At 63.7% G+C, this 19,438-nt stretch carries 20 protein-coding genes; 4 read left to right on the forward strand and 16 right to left on the reverse strand.

The genetic code is table 11. The annotated features are described in order from the left end of the window. Window positions 1–364: 364 nt before the first annotated feature. Window positions 365–730, reverse strand: a complete 366-nt coding sequence (locus tag L2I41_RS15055) for a hypothetical protein (RefSeq protein WP_237154400.1) — start codon at window positions 728–730, stop codon at window positions 365–367. Window positions 731–1,358: 628 nt separating this feature from the next. Between L2I41_RS15055 and L2I41_RS15060 the strand changes: the two genes are divergently transcribed. Both L2I41_RS15060 and hypB read left to right on the forward strand, forming a co-directional pair. After that, on the forward strand, window positions 1,359–1,973 hold the full coding sequence (locus tag L2I41_RS15060; RefSeq protein ID WP_237154401.1) for a Crp/Fnr family transcriptional regulator: 615 nt from the start codon (window positions 1,359–1,361) through the stop codon (window positions 1,971–1,973). An 18-nt stretch (window positions 1,974–1,991) separates the two neighbouring features. Then, the gene (gene hypB, locus L2I41_RS15065) at window positions 1,992–2,729 is read left to right on the forward strand and encodes a hydrogenase nickel incorporation protein HypB (protein WP_237154402.1); all 738 of its coding nucleotides are present in this window, start codon (window positions 1,992–1,994) and stop codon (window positions 2,727–2,729) included. 15 nt (window positions 2,730–2,744) lie between these two features. Here the strand turns inward: hypB and L2I41_RS15070 are convergent, their stop codons facing one another. The 13 genes from L2I41_RS15070 to ruvB all read right to left on the reverse strand — a co-directional run bounded on the left by L2I41_RS15070 (window position 2,745) and on the right by ruvB (window position 15,682). Further along, the gene (locus tag L2I41_RS15070) at window positions 2,745–3,245 is read right to left on the reverse strand and encodes a hypothetical protein (protein ID WP_237154403.1); all 501 of its coding nucleotides are present in this window, start codon (window positions 3,243–3,245) and stop codon (window positions 2,745–2,747) included. Between the two features lie 146 nt (window positions 3,246–3,391). After that, window positions 3,392–3,877: a hypothetical protein gene (locus L2I41_RS15075; protein WP_237154404.1), complete on the reverse strand. Its 486-nt coding sequence runs from the start codon at window positions 3,875–3,877 to the stop codon at window positions 3,392–3,394. A gap of 162 nt (window positions 3,878–4,039) precedes the next feature. Beyond that, window positions 4,040–5,965, reverse strand: coding sequence for an ATP-dependent zinc metalloprotease FtsH (ftsH, locus tag L2I41_RS15080; RefSeq protein WP_237154405.1), 1,926 nt, complete (start codon window positions 5,963–5,965; stop codon window positions 4,040–4,042). A 244-nt stretch (window positions 5,966–6,209) separates the two neighbouring features. Beyond that, a complete protein-coding gene (gene tilS, locus L2I41_RS21550) occupies window positions 6,210–7,457 on the reverse strand; it encodes a tRNA lysidine(34) synthetase TilS (RefSeq protein ID WP_304610559.1) in 1,248 nt (415 codons plus the stop codon). A gap of 5 nt (window positions 7,458–7,462) precedes the next feature. Continuing rightward, window positions 7,463–8,650 carry a tol-pal system protein YbgF gene (gene ybgF, locus L2I41_RS15095; RefSeq protein WP_237154406.1) on the reverse strand — a complete coding sequence of 396 codons (1,188 nt, stop codon included), beginning with the start codon at window positions 8,648–8,650 and terminating at the stop codon, window positions 7,463–7,465. A gap of 210 nt (window positions 8,651–8,860) precedes the next feature. Next, window positions 8,861–9,367 (reverse strand): peptidoglycan-associated lipoprotein Pal, encoded by a 507-nt coding sequence (gene pal / locus L2I41_RS15100; protein ID WP_237154407.1) that lies wholly within the window; start codon window positions 9,365–9,367, stop codon window positions 8,861–8,863. Window positions 9,368–9,748: 381 nt separating this feature from the next. Next, on the reverse strand, window positions 9,749–11,068 hold the full coding sequence (gene tolB, locus L2I41_RS15105) for a Tol-Pal system beta propeller repeat protein TolB (protein ID WP_237154408.1): 1,320 nt from the start codon (window positions 11,066–11,068) through the stop codon (window positions 9,749–9,751). 87 nt (window positions 11,069–11,155) lie between these two features. After that, window positions 11,156–12,274: a cell envelope integrity protein TolA gene (gene tolA / locus L2I41_RS15110; RefSeq protein WP_237154409.1), complete on the reverse strand. Its 1,119-nt coding sequence runs from the start codon at window positions 12,272–12,274 to the stop codon at window positions 11,156–11,158. Between the two features lie 3 nt (window positions 12,275–12,277). Then, complete coding sequence (gene tolR / locus L2I41_RS15115; protein WP_237154410.1) at window positions 12,278–12,748, reverse strand: protein TolR; 471 nt, start codon at window positions 12,746–12,748, stop codon at window positions 12,278–12,280. Between the two features lie 3 nt (window positions 12,749–12,751). Then, the gene (gene tolQ / locus L2I41_RS15120; protein WP_237154411.1) at window positions 12,752–13,465 is read right to left on the reverse strand and encodes a protein TolQ; all 714 of its coding nucleotides are present in this window, start codon (window positions 13,463–13,465) and stop codon (window positions 12,752–12,754) included. A 239-nt stretch (window positions 13,466–13,704) separates the two neighbouring features. Next, entirely contained in the window at window positions 13,705–14,121 is a 417-nt protein-coding gene (gene ybgC / locus L2I41_RS15125; protein WP_237154412.1) for a tol-pal system-associated acyl-CoA thioesterase, read from the reverse strand. Beyond that, window positions 14,118–14,639 (reverse strand): cysteine hydrolase family protein, encoded by a 522-nt coding sequence (locus tag L2I41_RS15130; protein WP_237154413.1) that lies wholly within the window; start codon window positions 14,637–14,639, stop codon window positions 14,118–14,120. Before L2I41_RS15130 ends, ybgC begins: the two co-directional genes overlap by 4 nt. After that, window positions 14,636–15,682 carry a Holliday junction branch migration DNA helicase RuvB gene (ruvB, locus tag L2I41_RS15135; RefSeq protein ID WP_237154414.1) on the reverse strand — a complete coding sequence of 349 codons (1,047 nt, stop codon included), beginning with the start codon at window positions 15,680–15,682 and terminating at the stop codon, window positions 14,636–14,638. The genes L2I41_RS15130 and ruvB overlap by 4 nt, the downstream gene beginning before the upstream one ends. Before the next feature lie 416 nt (window positions 15,683–16,098). Between ruvB and L2I41_RS15140 the strand changes: the two genes are divergently transcribed. Further along, window positions 16,099–16,809, forward strand: a complete 711-nt coding sequence (locus tag L2I41_RS15140; protein WP_237154415.1) for a DUF2927 domain-containing protein — start codon at window positions 16,099–16,101, stop codon at window positions 16,807–16,809. 57 nt (window positions 16,810–16,866) lie between these two features. Here L2I41_RS15140 and L2I41_RS15145 read toward each other — a convergent pair whose 3' ends face one another. Then, entirely contained in the window at window positions 16,867–17,568 is a 702-nt protein-coding gene (locus L2I41_RS15145) for a hypothetical protein (protein ID WP_237154416.1), read from the reverse strand. A 414-nt stretch (window positions 17,569–17,982) separates the two neighbouring features. On the opposite strand from L2I41_RS15145, the gene L2I41_RS15150 reads away from it, so the two are divergent. Continuing rightward, window positions 17,983–18,774, forward strand: coding sequence for a metallophosphoesterase family protein (locus L2I41_RS15150; protein WP_237154417.1), 792 nt, complete (start codon window positions 17,983–17,985; stop codon window positions 18,772–18,774). Window positions 18,775–18,834: 60 nt separating this feature from the next. Here the strand turns inward: L2I41_RS15150 and L2I41_RS15155 are convergent, their stop codons facing one another. Beyond that, window positions 18,835–19,053 carry a hypothetical protein gene (locus L2I41_RS15155; protein WP_237154418.1) on the reverse strand — a complete coding sequence of 73 codons (219 nt, stop codon included), beginning with the start codon at window positions 19,051–19,053 and terminating at the stop codon, window positions 18,835–18,837. Between the last annotated feature and the right edge of the window lie 385 nt (window positions 19,054–19,438).

Consider the following 19,438-nt stretch of genomic DNA (forward strand, 5'->3'; position numbering starts at 1 on the left):
AAACGCAAGAACACAAACCACACGATAAAAGCTCATCACAAATACAATCACACACAAAAACACAAACGCCCCGTGCCAGAAATGACACGGGGCGTTTGTACGTTCTGGGGCATAGCGAGGCGGGAGAGGGGCGAGGACGCGCCACAAGCCGCCGCCCCAGGTCCAGGCCATACCTGAATGATGCCCGCGCGGCTTGGCAGGACGCGTCAGCTCTGTCCGACCTCCCCGAAGAGGGATCATGCCGAATGTCATTGAAAATGACTCTCGGCATCCCGCCTTCGAATTTCTCATGTCCTTGATGCAGATGAGAAATTCGAAATATCTTCAATGATCCGATGCGTCTGCATCTTGGGCAGAATTGGTATCACTCGGGCAGCGAGACGTTCACGAAGTCATCGTAGATCTCGACATAGATGATCGGCGTGCCGTTGACGATGGCAGAACGGGCGGCCGGCGTGACGGTGCCGGAGCGCAGCATGGCCTCGAGGTTGGCGCGGTTGGCCTTGGAGGCAAAGAACTTGTCGCTCTGGTCGTCGGCGTCGCGGATGCCGTAAGCGTGGAAATTGGCACGGTCCTGGCGAATGATCGCGGCGACGTCAGTGAGACGCTTGCCGTTGGAGTTGAAGTGATCGGCCGAGGACAGGCGGGCGAAATAGGTTTCAAGCAATTCGGACGCCGAAGCGGGGTAGGCGGCAAGCGCGATCCCGGCAGCGAGCAGATAGCGGAACATTTCAAACTCCCAGTTCTTGAAAATGCAAATGAGCTTCAACGTGAAGACCCCGGAGCTTAGATGCTGGCGGGCGATTTGTCCAAGCCTCGCGGCAGAGGGGGCGGCTCGCCCGCATTGGACTCGGTCGCGCGCAACGAGATCCCCGAGAACCGGACGGGGCGATCGCCTCCCCGCGAGGGGCACGGTGGAGGCTTCCCAGCGATGCAAGAATGCACCTTCTCCTCAGGGCATTCTCGCTTTATGGACATTTTGCGCATAGCGGAAAGCTCGGTCGAAAAGACAGGCGATGTCTTGCGCAGGCCAACGGGTTTCCTGAATTGGCAGAGATGGGACGCAGGGGCAGATATCGACGCGCTCTCTGGTGGTTGACGCCCTTGATTGGGCATCTATGTCAGTAACAACATAATCAATATTGTTGCCTATGCCTCGATGTCGTAATCAGCGACAGTTCAAACCTTTGAAATACTCAGTGTTGCAAATTGCGTCAGTGCAAATCAATTTAAGATGTTGATGATAATACGCATTTTCGGCTCTTGAGTTCTCGGGTATTACTAAGCCTACGGTGAATTGCTGGCGGGCTCGGGACATGACATCGGGAAACCACATATCAGAGCTGATGGACAGGGTGTTGGCGCGTACGGCGCATGCGCGGGCCTTCCAGCGGTTCCTCCCGGCTGGCCAACTCGTCTATGGCATGGACGAGGAGGAGAGCGAGGGCGTGATCGTGGTCCGCTCCGGGCGACTGCGTTGCTTCTCGTCCTTCGAAGGCAAGGAACTCACCCTCTTCATGCTGGACGCCGGCGAGGCCGTGCTGTTTCACGACGCCTCGATGTTCGAGGTGAAGTGGGATTGCGAACTGGTGGTGATCGGCATGAGCGCGCTGCGGCGCATTTGCCAGACCGATCCCGAGCTGAGTCTTGCCCTGCTGCCGGCGGTGGACCGCCTGTTGCAGCGGTCCATCCGCATGATCGAGGACATGGCCTTCCATGGCGTGAAGCACAGGCTGATCCGGGCGCTGTGCGACACGGCCGAACGGGAGGGACGCTTCGAGGGACGCAGCATCGTGCTCGACCGCCCGCCCAATGCCGAGGACTTCGCCATGCAGATCGGCGCGACGCGGCAGACGGTGTCGACGGTGATGGCCGAGCTGGTGCGCTCGGGCATCCTGCATCGCTTCGGCGGGTCGTCCATGGTGATTTCGGATATGCCGCGCCTCAGACAGGAACTGTCCGGCGTGCGTTGAGATGAGGAGTTGACGGCAATGTGCACGGCCTGTGGCTGCGGCGATCACGGACATTCGAAGACGGTGCCCGTGGTGCAGAACCTGCTCGACGAGAACGACCGGCTCGCCGCCCATGTGCGCGAACACCTCGATGCTCACGGTGTCCTCTGCATCAACCTCATGAGTTCGCCCGGCTCGGGCAAGACCCGGCTCCTGGAAGCGACCATTGCAGCGCTGCCGCCGTCGATCCGGCTGGCCGTGATCGAGGGCGATCTTGAAACCGAAAATGACGCCGAGCGCATCCGTCGCCACGGTATCCCCGCCGTTCAGATCACCACCGGCGTCACCTGCCACCTCGACGCCGTGATGGTGCATGACGCGCTGTCGCTGATCGACCTCGACGCGGTGGACATCCTGATCATCGAGAATGTGGGCAATCTGGTGTGCCCCGCCGACTTCGACGTCGGCCAGCACCGGGATGTGGTGCTGCTGTCGGTGACCGAAGGTGACGACAAGCCGGACAAATATCCGGTGATCTTCCGCGGCGCCGATCTCGTGATGCTGACCAAGGCCGACCTGCTGCCGGCCATCGAGGAGTTCAGCACGGAGCGCGCCCGCGCGTCCGTCGCCCGCGTCCGTGGCCCGGGACCGATCGAAGAGGTCTCCGCCAAGACCGGCCAGGGCGTCGACGCCTGGGTCGGATGGCTGATGGCCTGCCTGAGGTCGCACCGGGCGCTGCATGGAGAGCCGGAAGGCTCGGTGGCCGGAGCCAGCTGACTTGGGTTGGCAGGGTCATTCCTCGTAGTAGACAGCTCTCAGCTCCGACAAGTTTTGTCCGTGTTTCCTGGGTAGATCGCATTGAACGGTATAGGTGCTGAAAGGGCGCGGCGGTGGAACTTCAAGAGACATAGCGGTGATATGGCCTGAGACGCCGTTGATGGAACTACGGGCACCCAGTGTCGAGGTCCCATCCAGATGCGCCTCAAAGATGCGGCATTTCAAAGTGCCTCCGATGCCTGCGGTTGGATTTGTATCCTGAACCAAAACTTTGACATTGAAGGGCGCCGTTTCCGGCGAGTGCCTTGGCAATGGGCATGCAACTGTAATCAGGAAATCCGAATTATTCCAAATCGTTGCACGGGTGCTGGAAATAAGAGATCCAGAAGGAAGAACGCAACTGACAGCGGCCGGCAACAAGGTCGGGAGCCCCCCTTGGTTCGGGATGTCGATGGCATGGGCGGCGCTTGAGGCGGCGAGGGTGAACAAGAAGCTGGTTGCGAGTTTGAAGAACATTTTGTCTCTCCGTTGACTGGGGCTGAAGGGAGATTGCCTTGCTACGACGGCGGCCGCTGTTCCTTACGGAACCAGGGCGGTGCGGATTGCGCAAATCTGCCTTGCAGTGAAGAAGCCAAGACTTTGCATCCCTTGTCGGAGAGAGTTCACTCCTCGAAGTAGATGCCGACCAAGGCGGAGACGCTGGCGCCGTATTTGCGCGGCAAGTAGCAACTTACGCCGTAGGTGGCGTAGGCCTTGGCCGGCGGGACTTCCAGAACCAGCTCCTTTGCGTCAGCGGACGCGCCACTCACAGAGTTGGTGTGACCCGTGACAAAGCTGCCGTCGGGCAGGGATTGGACGGCATTGCATTTCAGCGTGCCGTAGATGCCGGCGGTGGGATTTTGGTCGCGGACGATGACTTTCAAATTGAGGGGGGCCGCATCGACCGAATGCATGGGCAAATGGCAGTTGGTGATCATGAGGCCGGTCGAGTTGTTCCTGATCTCGCCGACAAGGCCGGTTTGCACCTGGCAAGCGACGGCGGCCGGGAGATAGGTCGGCAGATTGCCTTCGGTCTGGGTATCTGCGGCGTGGCCGATGCCGGTGGTGGCGAGGATGACGAGCAGGGTGAGGGCGATCTTGCGGAACATTTTGGTCTCTCCGTGAGTGTCTGTTGAAGAGACATTGCCCGAAGCCCCGGTTGGCCGCTGTTCCGCGGGAAACACCGCGCGATCCTTTCCAGTTGCAGGTCAAAACAAAAGCGCCGAATCCCTTTAAGGATCCGGCGCTTTTTTTTCCAAAACTGACGCTGTTCACGCGCTCGGCTGGGGTTCCACGCCACTGCCGGGCTCTTCCTTGGAGCGCGGCTTGGTGGAGGGGACAGCGGAGCCGCGCGGCGGCGTCGTGTCGTCGAAGGTGTCGCGCGTCGGCATCTTGCCTTCCATGATGTTGCGCAGCTCCTCGCCGGTCAGCGTCTCGAACTCGAGCAGCGACTCGGCGATGGCGATGAACTTGTCACGGTTGTCGGTGATGATGCGGCGGGCGGACTGTTCGCCTTCCTCGATCAGTCGGCGGACTTCCTCGTCGATCAGCTTGGCGGTCTCGTCGGCCATGTTGGTCGACTGGCTGACGGAATGGCCGAGGAAGACTTCCTGCTCGTTGGAGCGGTAGCGGACGCGGCCGAGCTTTTCGCTCATGCCCCATTCCATCACCATCGAACGGGCGAGGCTGGTGGCCATCTGGATGTCGCCGGACGCACCGGTGGTGACCTTTTCCGGACCGAAGGTCTGGATCTCCGCCTCGCGGCCGCCGAACAGCATGGTCAGGCGCGAGATGGCCTTCTCATAGGTCCAGTTGTAGCGATCGCTCTCGGGCAGGGTCATGACCATGCCCAGCGCCCGGCCTCGGGGGATGATGGTGGCCTTGTGGATCGGGTCGATGGTCTTGTTGAGCACCAGCGCGATGATGGCGTGACCGGCCTCGTGATAGGCGGTGTTCTTCTTCTCATCGGCGGTCATGGCCAGCGACTTGCGCTCGGCGCCCATCATGACCTTGTCCTTGGCGTCCTCGAACTCGGCCATGGTGACGATTCGCTTGTTGCGACGGGCGGCCAGCAGGGCAGCTTCGTTGACAAGGTTCATCAGGTCGGCGCCCGAGAAGCCGGGGGTGCCGCGGGCAAGGGTCTTGAGATCGACGTCGGGAGCCATGGGCACCTTGCGCACATGGACCTTGAGGATCTTCTCGCGGCCGTTGACGTCCGGATTGGGGACGGTGATCTGGCGGTCGAAACGGCCCGGGCGCAGCAGCGCGGGGTCGAGCACGTCGGGACGGTTGGTGGCGGCGATGATGATGACGCCTTCGTTCTGCTCGAAGCCGTCCATCTCGACCAGCAGCTGGTTCAGCGTCTGCTCGCGTTCGTCGTTACCGCCGCCGAGACCAGCGCCACGATGGCGACCGACAGCGTCGATTTCGTCGATGAAGATGATGCAGGGGGCGTTCTTCTTGGCCTGTTCGAACATGTCACGGACGCGGCTGGCGCCCACGCCGACGAACATTTCCACGAAGTCGGAACCGGAAATGGTGAAGAAGGGCACGTTGGCCTCGCCGGCGACGGCGCGGGCCGTCAGCGTCTTGCCGGTACCCGGAGGGCCGACCAGCAGCACGCCGCGGGGAATACGGCCACCGAGGCGCTGGAACTTCTGCGGATCGCGGAGGAACTCGACGACTTCCTGCAGGTCTTCCTTGGCCTCATCGATGCCGGCGACGTCCTCGAAGGTGACGCGGCCGTGGGCTTCGGTGAGCAGCTTGGCCTTGGACTTGCCGAAGCCCATGGCCTTGCCGCCAGCACCACCCTGCATCTGGCGCATAAAGAAGATCCACAGGCCGAGCAGGATCAGCATCGGCAGCCAGTTGAGCAGCGTGCCGATCAGCGAGATGCCCTCGGTGGGCGGACGGGCGACGACGGTCACGTTGTTCTTGGTGAGCTCGCCGATATAGTCCGCGTTATAGGGCGCGAAGGTCTGGAAAGCCGCGTTGTTGGCGTTGAGGTGACCGCTGATCGACTGGTTGACGATGGTCACGTCCTTCACATTGCCCTGCTCCACATTCTTGATGAACTCGGAGAAGGCCATGTCGTTGCTGGGCTGGCGAGACCCGGTGTCCTGGAAGAGCTGGAACAGCGCCACCAACAGCAACAGGATGATGACCCAGAGAGCAAAATTGCGAAAATTAGCGTTCATCGTCGACCTTTGCAGCGCATCCGCGATGCGTGAGAATAGTCAGTTGAGCAGAGCCCAGATCCTGCAACACCCTAGCTCATGGATGATAAAGATAGGTTGTCACCCCCGGCTTGCCAAGGAGCAAGCCGTTCGCCGTGCGTATCAATATGGAACGGGGTAACGCGGCGGCGCGGCTTTCTCAAGGCGAAAGAGGAAATTTCGTTGCCGGGGCGATAACCACGCTTGCAGATAAGCCGGGAAAATCTCAGTTGGTTCCGACGATTGCGGGGGCGAGCGGGCGGACGAGCAGGCCCAAGGACGGCGGAGCGTCGCCAAGGATGCAGGGCAGTGAGGCGGCGGCGGCCTTGGGCAGGTCACTGCGCCGGTGCTCGCCGGTGGCCGGGCCGATTGCGACAGGGGCGTCAGGGCGGGCGGAGAGGGTGACCTCCAGGCGACCATCCCAGACATGCGGGCCGGGCGTCGCCACCAGCAAGACCTCGAAGCCGATGCGACCGGCCTCGGCATAGAACCAGATGCGATCCGTCGCGGCAGTGACGGTGACGCCGGCCATGGTGGCGCGCTTGGGCAGCTCGCCCGTGCGGAGGGCTGCGTGCCAGCGCTCAAGCGCCTCGGCGCGCGGCGGATAGGGCGCGGGACGGACCGCGCGCAGGCAGCGGACCATCAGGCGCAGGGCGATCTCGTCGGGGGCGGCGGACAGGGCGGCGCGGTCGACGGAGATGACGCCGCCGTGGTCGGTGGCGGCGAGATGGGCGAGCTGATCGGTTGCGCTCTCGAGGGCGGCGTCGGCGCGGGCCATGCGGGCGGCTGTCGCAGCAAGGGTCTCGGCATCAAGGCCGGCGGCGGCGAGATCGGGCAGCAGCTGGCGCAGGCGCACGCGCAGGAAGCGGTCGCGCCGGTTGGACGGGTCGTCGATGGCGGTGAGGCCGCGGCTGGCGAGGAAGGCAAGAAGACGGGATTTCGGCACGCCGAGGAGCGGGCGCAGGAAGCGGATGCCGTCGACGCGGCGCTCGGCGGGCATGGCCGACAGGCCGGCGACGCCGGAGCCGCGCTGCAGGCGCATCAGGAAGGTTTCGGCCTGGTCATCGAGCGTGTGGGCGAGGGCGACGGCGGGGATGGCGAGGCGATGCGCCTCGGCGGCAATCAGGGCGTAGCGGGCGGCGCGGGCGCGGGCCTGGATGTCCGAGGCCGGCGGCGGCCCGTCGTGCTGCCAGGTGAGCGCGGAGGCGGTCAGGCCGAGCGCCTCAGCCTGGGCGACAACCGTTTGCGCTTCGGAAGCGGATTCGGGGCGCAGGCCATGATCGACGGTGAAGACGTGCAGCCGGGGGCCACCCACCTGGCGGCGGGCCCAATCGGCCAGGAGGGTCATGAGGGCGGTTGAATCCGGACCGCCTGAAACGGCGATCCCGAGGGCGGAAAGCCCTGAGAAGGCAGAGAATAACTGATCGGTCTCGGCGACCGTGAATGCGGTGTCAGATGTCGGGCGGCGAGCCATGTCCGTCACTGGCAGGCGAGCTTGCTGCGCTCCCGGTCGACGCGGCTGAGCAAGGTCGGCTGGGCCTTTGGGAACTTCTTGGTGAGTTCGCCGAAGGTGGCGCAAGCGGCAGAGGTTTCGCCGAGCCCTTCAAGGGACAGGCCGAGCTTGTAGAGGCTGTCTGGCGCCTTCAGGCTCTTGGGATAGTCCTTGTAGGTGGTCAGGAAGCTGGAGGCGGCGTCGCGATACTGGCTGCGGGCATAATAGCTCTCGCCGAGCCAGTAGTTGGCATTGCCGGCCTGGGCGTCCTTGGGGAAGTCGGCGAGGAACTTCTTGAAGCTCTTCTCGGCCGTGGCGTAGTCGCCGGCGACAATGAAGGAATAGGCGCGCTCATAGGCGGCGCGCGGATCGGTGCTGCCGGCGTCGAGCGAGGCCACTTGCGTGTTGGCGACAGGGGCCGGCGTGCCAACTGTCGGCGGCGGGGCCAGTTCGGTGCCGGTGGAGACCGGCTCGGGCAGGGCGGAGGCCACCGGCGCGGCGAGGCCGCCGCCAGAGCTGACGCCCGGCAGTCCGCCGCCGATATCGGCCGGCGGAACGGTCGGCTGGTCGCCGCGCGCAATGGCGGACAGATCGAGCGGGCCGCTGACGGAGTTGTCGACGCTGGGGCCGGCGTCCGCCGACATGGCCCCCGGCAGGGTACCGAGGTTCTGCGGCGGTGCGCCCATGGAGGCGCTGCTGAGATCGCCGCCGCCGTCCATGGGGGCATCAACGGTGAAGCCGCTGCCGGAAAGGGTGGCGTCGGCAGTTGCGTCCATCTGCGGGGCGCTATTCGTTCCCACGGGATCGATCGGCGCGGCTTCAGAGCGCTTCTGCGGCTTGCCGCCTTCGAGCTGCTGGAAACGGAACTCGTTGTCTTCCTGGGCGCGCTTGAGCAGGTTTTCGAGAACCTGGATCTGATGGGTCATCTCGTCGAGACGGCCGTTCAGCTGGCGCATCTGTTCTTCCAGATTGCCGATGCGGACCGCCTGGCTGGCCGGGTCCATGGCTTGCGCCGTCTGCATGCCGGCATTGGGAATGTCCTGCGGCGGACTGGGGTCCTGGCTGAAGAAGCCGGCGGCAGCCGGCTGGGCAAAGCCGAGGCCGGCGGCAAGAAGCAGCGAGGCGGCAGCCATGCGGAGGGAAATGCGGTCCTGAAGACTATGACGATGGGCCATCGGTCAAGAAAATCCGTCTTTCATGCGAGGGAAGGCGGACACCGCCATGGCGTCCGGCTGCCGCAATTCACTAGCATAAACGCGCGGACTTCGGCGTATTTTTGGCTGCAAAGACAAAAATCCCGGAATCTTGCCGATTCCGGGATTTTTGCGCCTGGGGTGGTCGGCCTGGAGTGATCGAATGGACCAGGTCGAGGCTATGTTGTGAGGTCAGCTGCCGGTGTTGAGCACGGTGACAGCGCGGCGGTTCTGCGCCCAGCAGCTGTCGGCGTCGCAGAGGGCGACCGGACGTTCCTTGCCGTAGGAGATCGACTTGATGCGGGTCGAGGTGACGCCACGGGCCACGAGGAAGTCGACGGCGGCCTTGGCGCGGCGGGCGCCGAGGGCGAGGTTATACTCGCGGGTGCCGCGCTCGTCGGCATGGCCTTCGATGGTGACGGTGTAGCGCGGATAGAGCGACAGCCACTGGGCCTGACGGCCGAGGATGTTCTGCGCTTCGGTGTTGAGCGAGGAGGAGTCGGTGTCGAAGAACACGCGGTCGCCGACGTTCACCACGAAGTCCTGAGCGGAACCGGGCGTGGCAGCGCCGGCACCACCGGCACCGCCGGCCAACTGGCTGTCAAGCTCGCTCGGGCTCTTGGCGCAAGCGGCAGAAAGGAGGGCGAGAGCGAGGACAAGTGCCCCGCGGCGGCTGAACATGTTTGTCATGGTGGTCATGATTCCGGTTACCCTTGGTGACTATCAGACCGGAGGTCTCGGGGATTCTTGGTAAACGCATTTGGTTAAGCGTCAGTTCAAGGACATGGTTAATCGAAGGTAAACTTGCGATTTATTTCGATTCCCGCATGGCTGGTGCGATGGCATTGGCCAGATATGCAGCCATTACAGGCCAGTTCTTTCCGCTTCCGAGACTCCGTCGTGCGTGCCCGGAATGGGCGCAGCAACGTTGGTCGGGAGGAAATGCCGGAAATCCGGCAATTTTGAGGGGAAAAGCCGACGGTGAAAAAGATAAGGGCCCTGTGGCACACATGCCGCAGGGCCCTTGTCGGATCATGTCACGCTTTTTGGGTCGTCCGGTGGCCCGGACGGCACCAGAGATTACTTCAGCAGCGGCGACCAGGCGGGGTCGGAGGCGAAGTTCGGCGTGGGGACGCGCTGTTCGTTGCGACCGGTCAGGTCGACTGACCACAGCTGCGGACCGCCGCTCTCACCGCCCGAATCGCGGAAGAACATGATGACGCGGCCGTTGGGCGCCCAGGTCGGGCCTTCGTTGTGGAAGCCTTCGGTGAGGATGCGTTCCCCCGAGCCATCGGGCTTCATCACGCCGATGGCGAAGCGGCCGCCGATCTGCTTGGTGAAGGCGATGAGGTCGCCGCGCGGGCTCCAGACCGGGGTGGAATAGCGACCCTGGCCGAAGGAGATGCGCTGGGCTCCGCCGCCGCCGGCGCTCATGACATAGAGCTGCTGGTTGCCGCCGCGGTCGCTTTCGAAGACGATCTGCGAGCCATCGGGCGAATAGGAGGGGGAGGTGTCGATCGCCTGGGTATCGGTCAGGCGCGTGACGCCGCCGCCGCCGAGGCCCATGGAGTAGATGTTGGCGTTGCCGTTGTCCTCAAGACTCATGACGACGCGGCCGCCATCGGGCGAGAAGCGCGGCGAGAAGGTCATGTTCGGAAAGTTGCCGACCAGCTGACGCGATCCGCTGCCGATATCGAGCAGATAGACGCGCGGATCGGCGACGCCGAAGGACATGTAGGTGACCTGCTGGCTGGTGGGCGAGAAGCGCGGGGTCAGCACCAGGTCCTTGCCGTTGGTCAGATAGCGGACGTTGGCGCCATCCTGGTCCATGATGGCGAGGCGCTTGACGCGATTGCCCTTGGGGCCGCTCTCGTCGACGAAGACGATGCGGGTGTCGAAGTAGCCCGATTCACCGGTCAGCCGCTGGTAGATGGCGTCGGCGATGATATGGGCGATGCGGCGCCAGTTGTCGGGCGTCGTGGAGAACTGCTGGCCCGTCAGCTGGGTGGAGCCGAAGACGTCCCAGAGGCGGAAGTCGGCCTGCAGGCCGCCGTTGGCGCCAGCGGAGATGCCGCCGGAGACGAGCGCCTGTGCATTGATGGTGCGCCAGCTCTGGAAGTTGGGCATGGCGTTGGGATCGGTGATGCGATCGATGTAGGACGCCTTGTCGAGCACGTTGAACAGGCCGGAGCGCTGCAGGTCGGCGGCGATGACGCCGGCGATCTGCTGGCCCATGGCCGCGGCCGGGCCCTGACCGACGAAGTCGGGGATGGCGATCGGCAGCGGCTGCACGTTGCCGCCGTTGATGTTGATGGTGATTTCGGCGCTGGCCGGCGCTGCGGCCGCAAGGCTCGCCACTGCCGTCAGGGCAAAGACGATATTCCTGATCTTTTCGAGCATGCCTTCTGGCTCCCAATGAATGTTCGATGACGGCAGAAAGCCAGGCCATCGCTTGTCAGATTGCGGTCATCCTGCCGTGCTGTCGTGTCAATAAGACGGCGGCGGGCTGAAGTTCATGTTCACGACCTGCCAGCTGTCGTATTTCTCGGGCGGCAGGAAGCTGTAGGGTGCGCAGCGCTGAACCGCGCGCACGGCGGCGTCCGCCACGGCCTGTCCGGCCGGGCCGGGCGGAATGGACTTGACCTGCGGCGGACCGGCGAGATCGCCGTCCGGGGTGAATTCGACGCGCAGCGGCACCACCATGTTTTCGACGCCTTCCGCACCGACCGGCGGGTTGAAGCAGGCGGTGATCGCCGCCGTCAGGGCGTCAAGCTCGCTCTGCGTCATGTTGGCGACCGGGCCGGTCTTGTTCTCCGAGCCGAGCGAGGCTTCCTGGTCGGAGGCCTTGCCGCCACCACCGGACGGGTCGACCTTGTTGAGCAGGGCGGCCAGCTGGTTGGGGTCGAACTTCTCGGACTTGTCGTCGGTCGGCTTGGTGGGCGTCTCCGGCGTCGGCTTGGTATTCTTCTTGGGCGGCTTCTGCGGTTCGGTATCCGGCGTGGTGTCGGCGGTTTCCGTGGGCTTCGGCGGCTTGGGCTTGGAGGGCGGCAGCGTCGAGGGCGCCGGCGGGGCCGGCTTGGGCTGATCGTCCGCCGGCTTGTCGACGGGCTTGTCGGGCTTGGGGGCGATCTCGCCGGTGTCGGCCTTGGGCGGCGGGGCGTCGGGGACCTTCGGCGGCGGCGCCTTCTCGGCCGGCTTTTCGGGCGCGGGCGGCGGCGTCTCGGCCTTGGGCGGGGCGGGCGTCGGGGCCTTCTCGGGCGGCTTTTCCTGTGCCTTCGGCGGAGGCGGCGGTGTCGCTTCCTTGGCGGCGGCGGTGTCCGAGGCCTTCTCGGTGATCGGCGTGTTCTGATCGGTCGGCGCGGCGCCGACCTTCTGGGAGTCCGGTCGCGGCTTGGGCGGGGTCACCTTGGCCTGCGAGGCGGTGTTCTTCTTGGGCGCGGTCTTGGAGCCCTCGGAGATATTGCTGACGTCGGCGATCGGCACGAGGTCGACCGGCAGCGCATCGATCGCTTCCACGTCAAAGGGCTTCGCGCTCGGCAGGGCGATCAGCCCCCAGAGCAGCAAAGCCGCATGTGCCAGGACGGAAGTGGTGAAGCCTGCTTTCATCGATCAACCGGACGGCGTGGGGGCCGCTTGCCTGTCCTCTTGGGTGATGAGGCCGATTTTCTTGAAACCTGCCGCGGAGATGCGCGCCATGATGCGCATGACCGTGCCGTAGTCGGCTGCCTTGTCGCCACGGACGTAGATGCGTTCTTCGACGCCATTCTTGGCGATGGCCGTCAGCTTGGGCACGAGATCGTCATAGGAAATCTCGGCCTCCTGGATGAAGATCTTGCCGTCGGCGCTGACGGAGATGTTGATGGGATCGGTCTGGCCTTCCATGGGCTTGGCCGCCGTTTCCGGCAGATCGATCGGCACACCGACGGTGAGCAGCGGGGCGGCCACCATGAAGATGATCAAGAGCACGAGCATGACGTCGACCATGGGGGTGACGTTGATCTCGCTCATCACGGCGTGACCGCGCTTGCGGCCGCGCCTGCGCCCGCTTGATGCTCCGCCGCCTGGAACTCCCATGCCCATGGGTCAGCTCCTGTCGTCGATCTGGCGGGACAGGATCGCGGCGAACTCGTCGGCGAACCCATCCATGCGCGAGCCGAGCTTGGCGGCGTCGGTGGAAAGCTTGTTGTAGGCGAGCACCGCGGGAATGGCGGCGGCAAGGCCCATGGCGGTCGCCAGCAGCGCTTCGGAGATCGAAGGGGCGACGACGGCAAGGTTGGTGTTCTTGGAGGCGGCGATGGCCTGGAAGGAGGACATGATGCCCCAGACCGTGCCGAAGAGGCCGATGAAGGGACCGGCGGAACCGACGGTGGCGAGGAAGACGAGGCGCCCCTCGAGCCGTTCCATCTCGCGGGAGATGGTGACGTCGATCACCTTCTCGATGCGGTCGGTGATGCCGTGGAAGGAGATGCGGCCAGCCTCGTGACTGCGCTTCCATTCGCGCATGGCGGCGACGAAGACGGCAGCGAGACCTTCATTGGAGCGCGTGGTCAGCGAGCGGTAGAGCTCTTCCAGCGACTGGCCCGACCAGAACACTTTTTCGAAGCGATCCATGGAGGTCTTGGCGCGGCGGAAGGCGATGACCTTGTCGACGATGATGGCCCAGCACCAGATCGAGGCGCCGAGCAGGCCGAGCATGACCAGCTTGACGACGAAGCTCGCTTGCCAGAATAGGGCCCAGACGGATACTTCCACTGCAGGGGAGGCGAGGGCAGTCTGGGTCAGTTCGGCCGGGTTCATGGTCGGGTCCGTTATTCCTCTTGATGGAGCGCCGAGGGACGGCGGCGGGCGGGTGTCGCCCGAGCGAGGCGTTCGTTGCGAAGGTTCTACGCACCGAATGTCGCCCAAATTTGGCGAAAGCTGGACTTTTCAGCCTGATGATCCAGGGAATCGCAGGCCCAACGCCCTTTGGACGCGTGCAACGCACCCTAAGGGCAATAATCCTGACCCAGTCATCGTATGGTATGGTTAAGGAAGGGTTATTCCGCACCTGTCAAGCGGGCGCTGATCGCATCCGGTATGCGTTTTGGGCGCCCGTGACCGCCGACGGCCACCACAACGACGATGGCGGAGGCGATCAGCTCCTCGCCGCGCAGGAGTTTCTGCTCGAGATCGAGACGGGACCGACCGACCTTGAGAACGTGAGTCTCGACGGTGAGCAGGTCGTCGAGATGGGCGGGCTTGAGATAGTCGACCTCAAGACGCCGCACGGTGAACAGCAGGGCGTCCGGCGCCGACCGGTCAGCGGTGGCCGACTGGTGGATGCCGACGTGGCGCAGGAACTCGGTGCGGCCGCGCTCGAAGAAGCGGATGTGGCTGGCGTGATAGACGATGCCGCCCGCGTCGGTGTCTTCCCAGTAGACGCGGACTGGATGGATGTGGACGGCCGAGCTCAAAAGACGATGTCTCCGGAGTTGCGCAGCGTGACGTTGGCGTCGAAGGTGGACCAGACATGGCCGTGGTGGCGGACGATGGAGGCGGCATCGAGATGCGGCCGGTCGGACGCCGTATGGCCGTCGGCGATCACGGTGGTTTGGATGTCGCGGCTGGCGGCGGCGCGGACGGTGGTGTCGACGCAATAGTCGGAGGCGTAGCCGCCGACGATCAGCTCATCGGCGCCGAGGCGGGCGAGGACCGCGGTCAGATCGGTGTCGCGGAAACTGTCGCAATAGCGCTTGGCCACCACGCTGTCGCCGGCGCGCGGGGCAAGGCTGGGATGAAACTCCCAGCCGGGCGTGCCGCGCTCCCACTCGCAGCCGTCTTCCTCATGCTGGACGAAGATCACCGGCACGCCGGCGGCGCGGGCCTTGTCGGCCATGCCGGAGAGAAGGGTGGCGACTTCGTCGATGCGGTGGGCCTTCGGCGCGTCGAAGAGATTGGCTTGCACATCGATGATCACAAGGGCTTTGCTCATGTCTCGTCTCCGTTGGCGAAGAGGGTGAACTGGGCTTCCTGCGCGGTCTGCGGAACGGCGAGACCCATGTGGCGGAAGGCGTGGGGCGTCAGCACGCGGCCGCGCGGGGTGCGCTGCACGAAGCCGCGCTGGATCAGATAAGGCTCGACGATGTCCTCGATGGCGTCGCGTGGCTCGGCGATGGCGGCGGCGATGGTTTCGATGCCGACGGGGCCGCCGCTGAAGGAATGGGCGATGGTGGTGAGATAGCGCAGGTCGAGCGCGTCGAGGCCGATGGGGTCGACGTCAAGGCGGGTGAGGGCGGCGTCGGCGATCTGGGCGGTGATCTTCTCGGCGCCGGCGACAATGGCGAAATCGCGCACGCGGCGCAGCAGGCGACCGGCGATGCGCGGGGTGCCGCGCGAGCGCTTGGCGATCTCGTTGGCGCCGTCATCGGTCATGCCGATGCCGAAAATGCGGGCACCGCGCCGGACGATCAGCTCAAGCTCCTCGGTGGTGTAGAACTCGAGGCGGATGGGGATGCCGAAGCGGTCGCGCAACGGTGTCGTCAGCAGGCCGAGGCGGGTGGTAGCACCGACAAGGGTGAACTTGGCCAGATCGATGCGCACCGAGCGGGCGGCCGGGCCCTCGCCGATGATCAGGTCGAGCTGGTAGTCCTCCATGGCCGGGTAGAGGATTTCCTCGACCGCCGGGCTCATGCGGTGGATCTCGTCGATGAAGAGCACGTCGCGCTCTTCGAGATTGGTGAGCAGCGCGGCGAGATCGCCGGCCTTGGCGATGACCGGACCGGAGGTGGCGCGGAAGTTGACCCCGAGTTCGCGGGAGACGATCTGCGCCAGCGTGGTCTTGCCGAGGCCGGGCGGGCCGACGAAGAGTACGTGATCGAGCGCTTCCTTGCGCTGCTTGGCCGCTTCGATGAACACCTGCAGATTGGCGCGCGCCGCCGCCTGCCCGACGAACTCGGCCAGCGCACTCGGACGGATCGACTGATCGAGGTCTTCGGTGCGCTTCTCGCCGGAGACGATACGGGTGGACTCACTCATGGATCAGGGGCCCTAGGAGCGCATCTTGCGCAAGCAATGGATCTTGGAAACTCACCAGATCGGTCGGGATTGCCGTCCGATCGGGAAAGGCTCCGGCGCCGGCGAATCGAGGCGCGGCGGATTTTGTTCGCTTTTCGTTTTGCACGATTTCGGGGCGGAATCAAAGCGGCATCGCTTGCCGGACGGCTTTCGCGGGCGACATCCGCGGCGCAAGGGGGGACGGCAGGTTGCCTCGCCAAGGGAGATTGCCACTTGGATAAGCACGTTTGCTCGCGAACTGATCACAGTGCCGTGATGATGTGATTTGACTGTGATCACGGTCTGGTTATCTTTCTTAACAGGCAGAAAGATAATACCGCTGTCAGACGGGGACCGACATGATGTGTGAGTCTGTGACCGCTACTCTGGTTCGCTTGGTGCAAGCTGCTTTCCTTGTTCTTCTCGTCTCCCTGACCTCACTCATCCCGGCCAGAGCCGGGGATCTCTCCGCTTTCACCGACGCGCAGCTGATTGCCGGCTTTCGCAAGACCGTATTCGGTGCCGAGTTCGGCTCCGCGCAGTATGAGCGGATCGTGAAGAAGTTCGCCGGTCCTGTGCGCATGCGGGTTGTCGATTATTCGGGAACAAATCGTCATCGGCAGATCTCGGCCTTCGTGGCGTCGCTCCACTCCAAGGTGGACGGGCTCGACATCCGCATCGTCAACAGCAAAGCGCGAGCGAATTTCACGCTCTATGTGGTGGACCGTGCGTCCTATCTGGCAACGGTGCAGTCCAATGTGCTGGGGCTGCATTCCGGTGCGGCGCCGGGCCAATGCCTCGTCCGGCTGGTGCCGTCAGCGAGCAGCATCGGGTCCTCCACGGCGGTCATCGTGGCCGACGAAGGGGAGAGCGAGTTCCGCCGCTGCATGGTCGAGGAGATCCTGCAAGGGTTGGGGCCGATGAACGACAACTCCTCCCTGACCTACAGCGTGTTCAACGACAGCTCGAAGCACGCCGATTTCATGCCCTTCGATCGGGCGATCGTGTCCATGCTCTATGACCGCCGCATCCGTCCGGGCATGAATGTCCGCGAGGCTGAAGCGGTGCTGCCCGACGTCATCGCCGATGTGCGCAAGCGCATCCGCTGAGCGGGGCTTGCCGGCTTGCGACAGGTGAGCGGGATTGTGGCCTGATCGAGAGGTTTGTCAGTTTGTCAGCGGCTGCGGGGCAGGCTGACGGGCTGCGGCAGCCGCCTTGATGTCATAGAAGAGCCGGTTCTGGACATCGGCGGGCAGGGTCTCGGCGATGGACGTGATGCGATCGCGCAGCTCCGGCTTGCCGACGTAATAGTCGGCGAGGAACTTCGAGCCCTTTGCGCTCTGGACGAGAACGGCCAGATCGGCGTCGAACATCTGTTCGATGTCTGCGGCATGCTGGCCGGACTGGCGTTCGACGATCTTGAAGCGTTCGGCCGCCAGGGACTGCTGGGCCGGACCCGTCTCATGGCTGCGCAACAGGGCGGTCCACATCAGCTGCGTATCGCCGGCAGCTTCCGAGGTGACGGCCAGGCCGAGCCAGGCTTCCGACTTGGCCGGGGCGGCCGAGACGATCGACTTCATGCGCGTGTGGCAGTCGGCAATCAGCTTCTGAAAGCCCTCATCGCCGAGTTCGAGACCGGCGAAGCCGCCGGCAAGCTCCTTGCAGTCGTCGATATAGAGATCCAGCGCCGTGGAGCTCGAAAACCGGGGAACGGCGGGGGACTCGGCGATCCGCTCGGCTCGCGCGGCAATATCGCCGTTGGTTTCGAAAAAGGGGCGCGCTTCGGTCCAAAGGCCCTGAACGGCGAGTACAACAAGCAAACCCGACACACTGGCAATGAACGGCGTGGAAATCTTCAGTGGCTTCATCTTCTGGATCCGTACGGTCACAGCGAGCGGACCGAAAGTTGCCCCATGGCACTTTGCATAATGGAAAATACTCTTTGGTGAAACAATCGGGACTGTCAATGGTCGCAAGGTCGCGACCCCTAGGGCTGTCCCGATGGCCCTCCCGGGGCAAGCTGGCCAGGATCCAAGATAGCGCATGTGGCAGGCGCGCGGCAGGTTCCCTAAAATGATAAGCAAATTAACGTAAAATTTACATTTTGCCGCCGGTTGCACCTTTTGTTCCGAATTCCCATGTCATCATGGTAGTGGAAATTGTTGAATGCCTCGAAATGCAAAATGGCATGAGGGCGCAATGCCGTTGCGGGCATATTGGTTCGTTTGACAATCGTCCCGTAAGTTGCAGCGTGCAGCAAGGTAGTGAGTGGGAGACGAGATTTGGTCATCGGTGCCATCCGCAACCTCTTTGGCCGGAAAAGTCGTCCGGTCCAGGCGGACAACCGCCGGGAGCGTCTGGCCCTCCATAGCAAGACGACGCCGACGATCTATGCGATCGGCGACGTCCACGGTTGCTATGATCAGCTCATCGATGCCCAGCGGCGCATTCTGGCGGACGCCGCCAAGCACAAGCCCGGTCGGAGACTGATCGTCATGCTCGGCGATTACGTCGATCGCGGGCCGCGCTCCGCCGATGTGATCGAGCACCTGGCCCTGCCGCCGCCGGAAGGGTTCCTGCGGATCAGCCTGTGCGGCAACCACGACGACAGCTTCCTCAAGTTCATCGCCAACCCCATGGAAAACATGGAGTGGCTGGAATTCGGCGGCGATACGACGCTCGAGTCCTATGGCATCGACGTGGTGCGTCTGTTGCGTCACAACATGGGGCTGCGCAGTCTGGCGGGGTTGGTATCGGAGGCGGTTCCTGCCCATCATGTGGCGCTGCTGAAGCGTCTGCCCGTGGCGGTGTCGCTCGGCGACTATATCTTTGCCCATGCCGGAATCCGGCCCGGCCTGCCGGTCGACAACCAAAGCGAAGAGGACCTGATGTGGATCCGGGAGCCCTTCCTGTCACAGGGGTCGGGCCTGCCGCAGACCGTCGTGCACGGGCACACGGCGGCGAAGGAACCCGTGTTCGGCAAGAACCGCATCTGCATCGATACCGGCGCCTATGCCACCGGTCGGCTGACCGTGCTCAAGGTGCACGGCGAAGAGCGGCAAATCCTGGACTGACGTGCTTGATGCCCCCCGGCCGCGTGACACCGCCGGCCGGACATGGCTTGCCGGGGTTGATTACTTGCGCCCGGCGCGGCTCGGTTCCAGGTTCGAGAACCAGGCAAGGATCACGGCGAAGGCGATGGCCATCGGCCAGAGGGCCGACCATGAGACGGCGCGGGCCACGGGCATGACGCCGGCGCGACCTGTTTCGGACAGTTCAAACAACGACAGAAGGCAGAAGCCAACGGCTATGCCGACATAGGCGATGATGGCCAAAATCATCACGATCAACATGGAACTATTCCGCCTAACAGTGCCTGCCCACCACCCGATGCTGAACAAAGCATAGCAAATTTTGTGTCTGTCGTCCGCGTGAAAAACGTTTCTTGCATGTTATGCGTGTAAGCCTCTTCAGAAAACGTTCAGCAGGTTGACCATTCGACAGAGGATTTCTTGCGGGTAACGGCAGAAAAACGATGCGAATCTCTGCCACTATAATCCCAATTGCGGGAGAGTGTGCGGGTGTTTACCAAATCCGTCAAGAATCTGGACCGGACGATCGGAGCTTCCGCTCCGAAAAAGACGAGTGCATATGTGACCGGCTCTGGCGATCGCCGTTGCGCCGGATAGGCGCGGCAAGCGGCTGCGTCGATCCCAAGGTGTCCATGCGCGATCAACA

Source organism: Oryzibacter oryziterrae, from assembly GCF_021864535.1.
Taxonomy (GTDB): domain Bacteria; phylum Pseudomonadota; class Alphaproteobacteria; order Rhizobiales; family Pleomorphomonadaceae; genus Pleomorphomonas; species Pleomorphomonas oryziterrae.

Bases quoted from the DNA above. Each gene is read 5' to 3' on its own strand.
- L2I41_RS15055 (WP_237154400.1), bottom strand. From the start codon at position 730: ATGTTCCGCTATCTGCTCGCTGCCGGGATCGCGCTTGCCGCCTACCCC.
- hypB (WP_237154402.1), top strand. From the start codon at position 1,992: ATGTGCACGGCCTGTGGCTGCGGCGATCACGGACATTCGAAGACGGTG.
- L2I41_RS15070 (WP_237154403.1), bottom strand. From the start codon at position 3,245: ATGTTCTTCAAACTCGCAACCAGCTTCTTGTTCACCCTCGCCGCCTCA.
- L2I41_RS15075 (WP_237154404.1), bottom strand. From the start codon at position 3,877: ATGTTCCGCAAGATCGCCCTCACCCTGCTCGTCATCCTCGCCACCACC.
- ftsH (WP_237154405.1), bottom strand. From the start codon at position 5,965: ATGAACGCTAATTTTCGCAATTTTGCTCTCTGGGTCATCATCCTGTTG.
- tilS (WP_304610559.1), bottom strand. From the start codon at position 7,457: ATGGCTCGCCGCCCGACATCTGACACCGCATTCACGGTCGCCGAGACC.
- ybgF (WP_237154406.1), bottom strand. From the start codon at position 8,650: ATGGCCCATCGTCATAGTCTTCAGGACCGCATTTCCCTCCGCATGGCT.
- pal (WP_237154407.1), bottom strand. From the start codon at position 9,367: ATGACCACCATGACAAACATGTTCAGCCGCCGCGGGGCACTTGTCCTC.
- tolB (WP_237154408.1), bottom strand. From the start codon at position 11,068: ATGCTCGAAAAGATCAGGAATATCGTCTTTGCCCTGACGGCAGTGGCG.
- tolA (WP_237154409.1), bottom strand. From the start codon at position 12,274: ATGAAAGCAGGCTTCACCACTTCCGTCCTGGCACATGCGGCTTTGCTG.
- tolR (WP_237154410.1), bottom strand. From the start codon at position 12,748: ATGGGCATGGGAGTTCCAGGCGGCGGAGCATCAAGCGGGCGCAGGCGC.
- tolQ (WP_237154411.1), bottom strand. From the start codon at position 13,465: ATGAACCCGGCCGAACTGACCCAGACTGCCCTCGCCTCCCCTGCAGTG.
- L2I41_RS15130 (WP_237154413.1), bottom strand. From the start codon at position 14,639: ATGAGCAAAGCCCTTGTGATCATCGATGTGCAAGCCAATCTCTTCGAC.
- ruvB (WP_237154414.1), bottom strand. From the start codon at position 15,682: ATGAGTGAGTCCACCCGTATCGTCTCCGGCGAGAAGCGCACCGAAGAC.
- L2I41_RS15145 (WP_237154416.1), bottom strand. From the start codon at position 17,568: ATGAAGCCACTGAAGATTTCCACGCCGTTCATTGCCAGTGTGTCGGGT.
- L2I41_RS15155 (WP_237154418.1), bottom strand. From the start codon at position 19,053: ATGTTGATCGTGATGATTTTGGCCATCATCGCCTATGTCGGCATAGCC.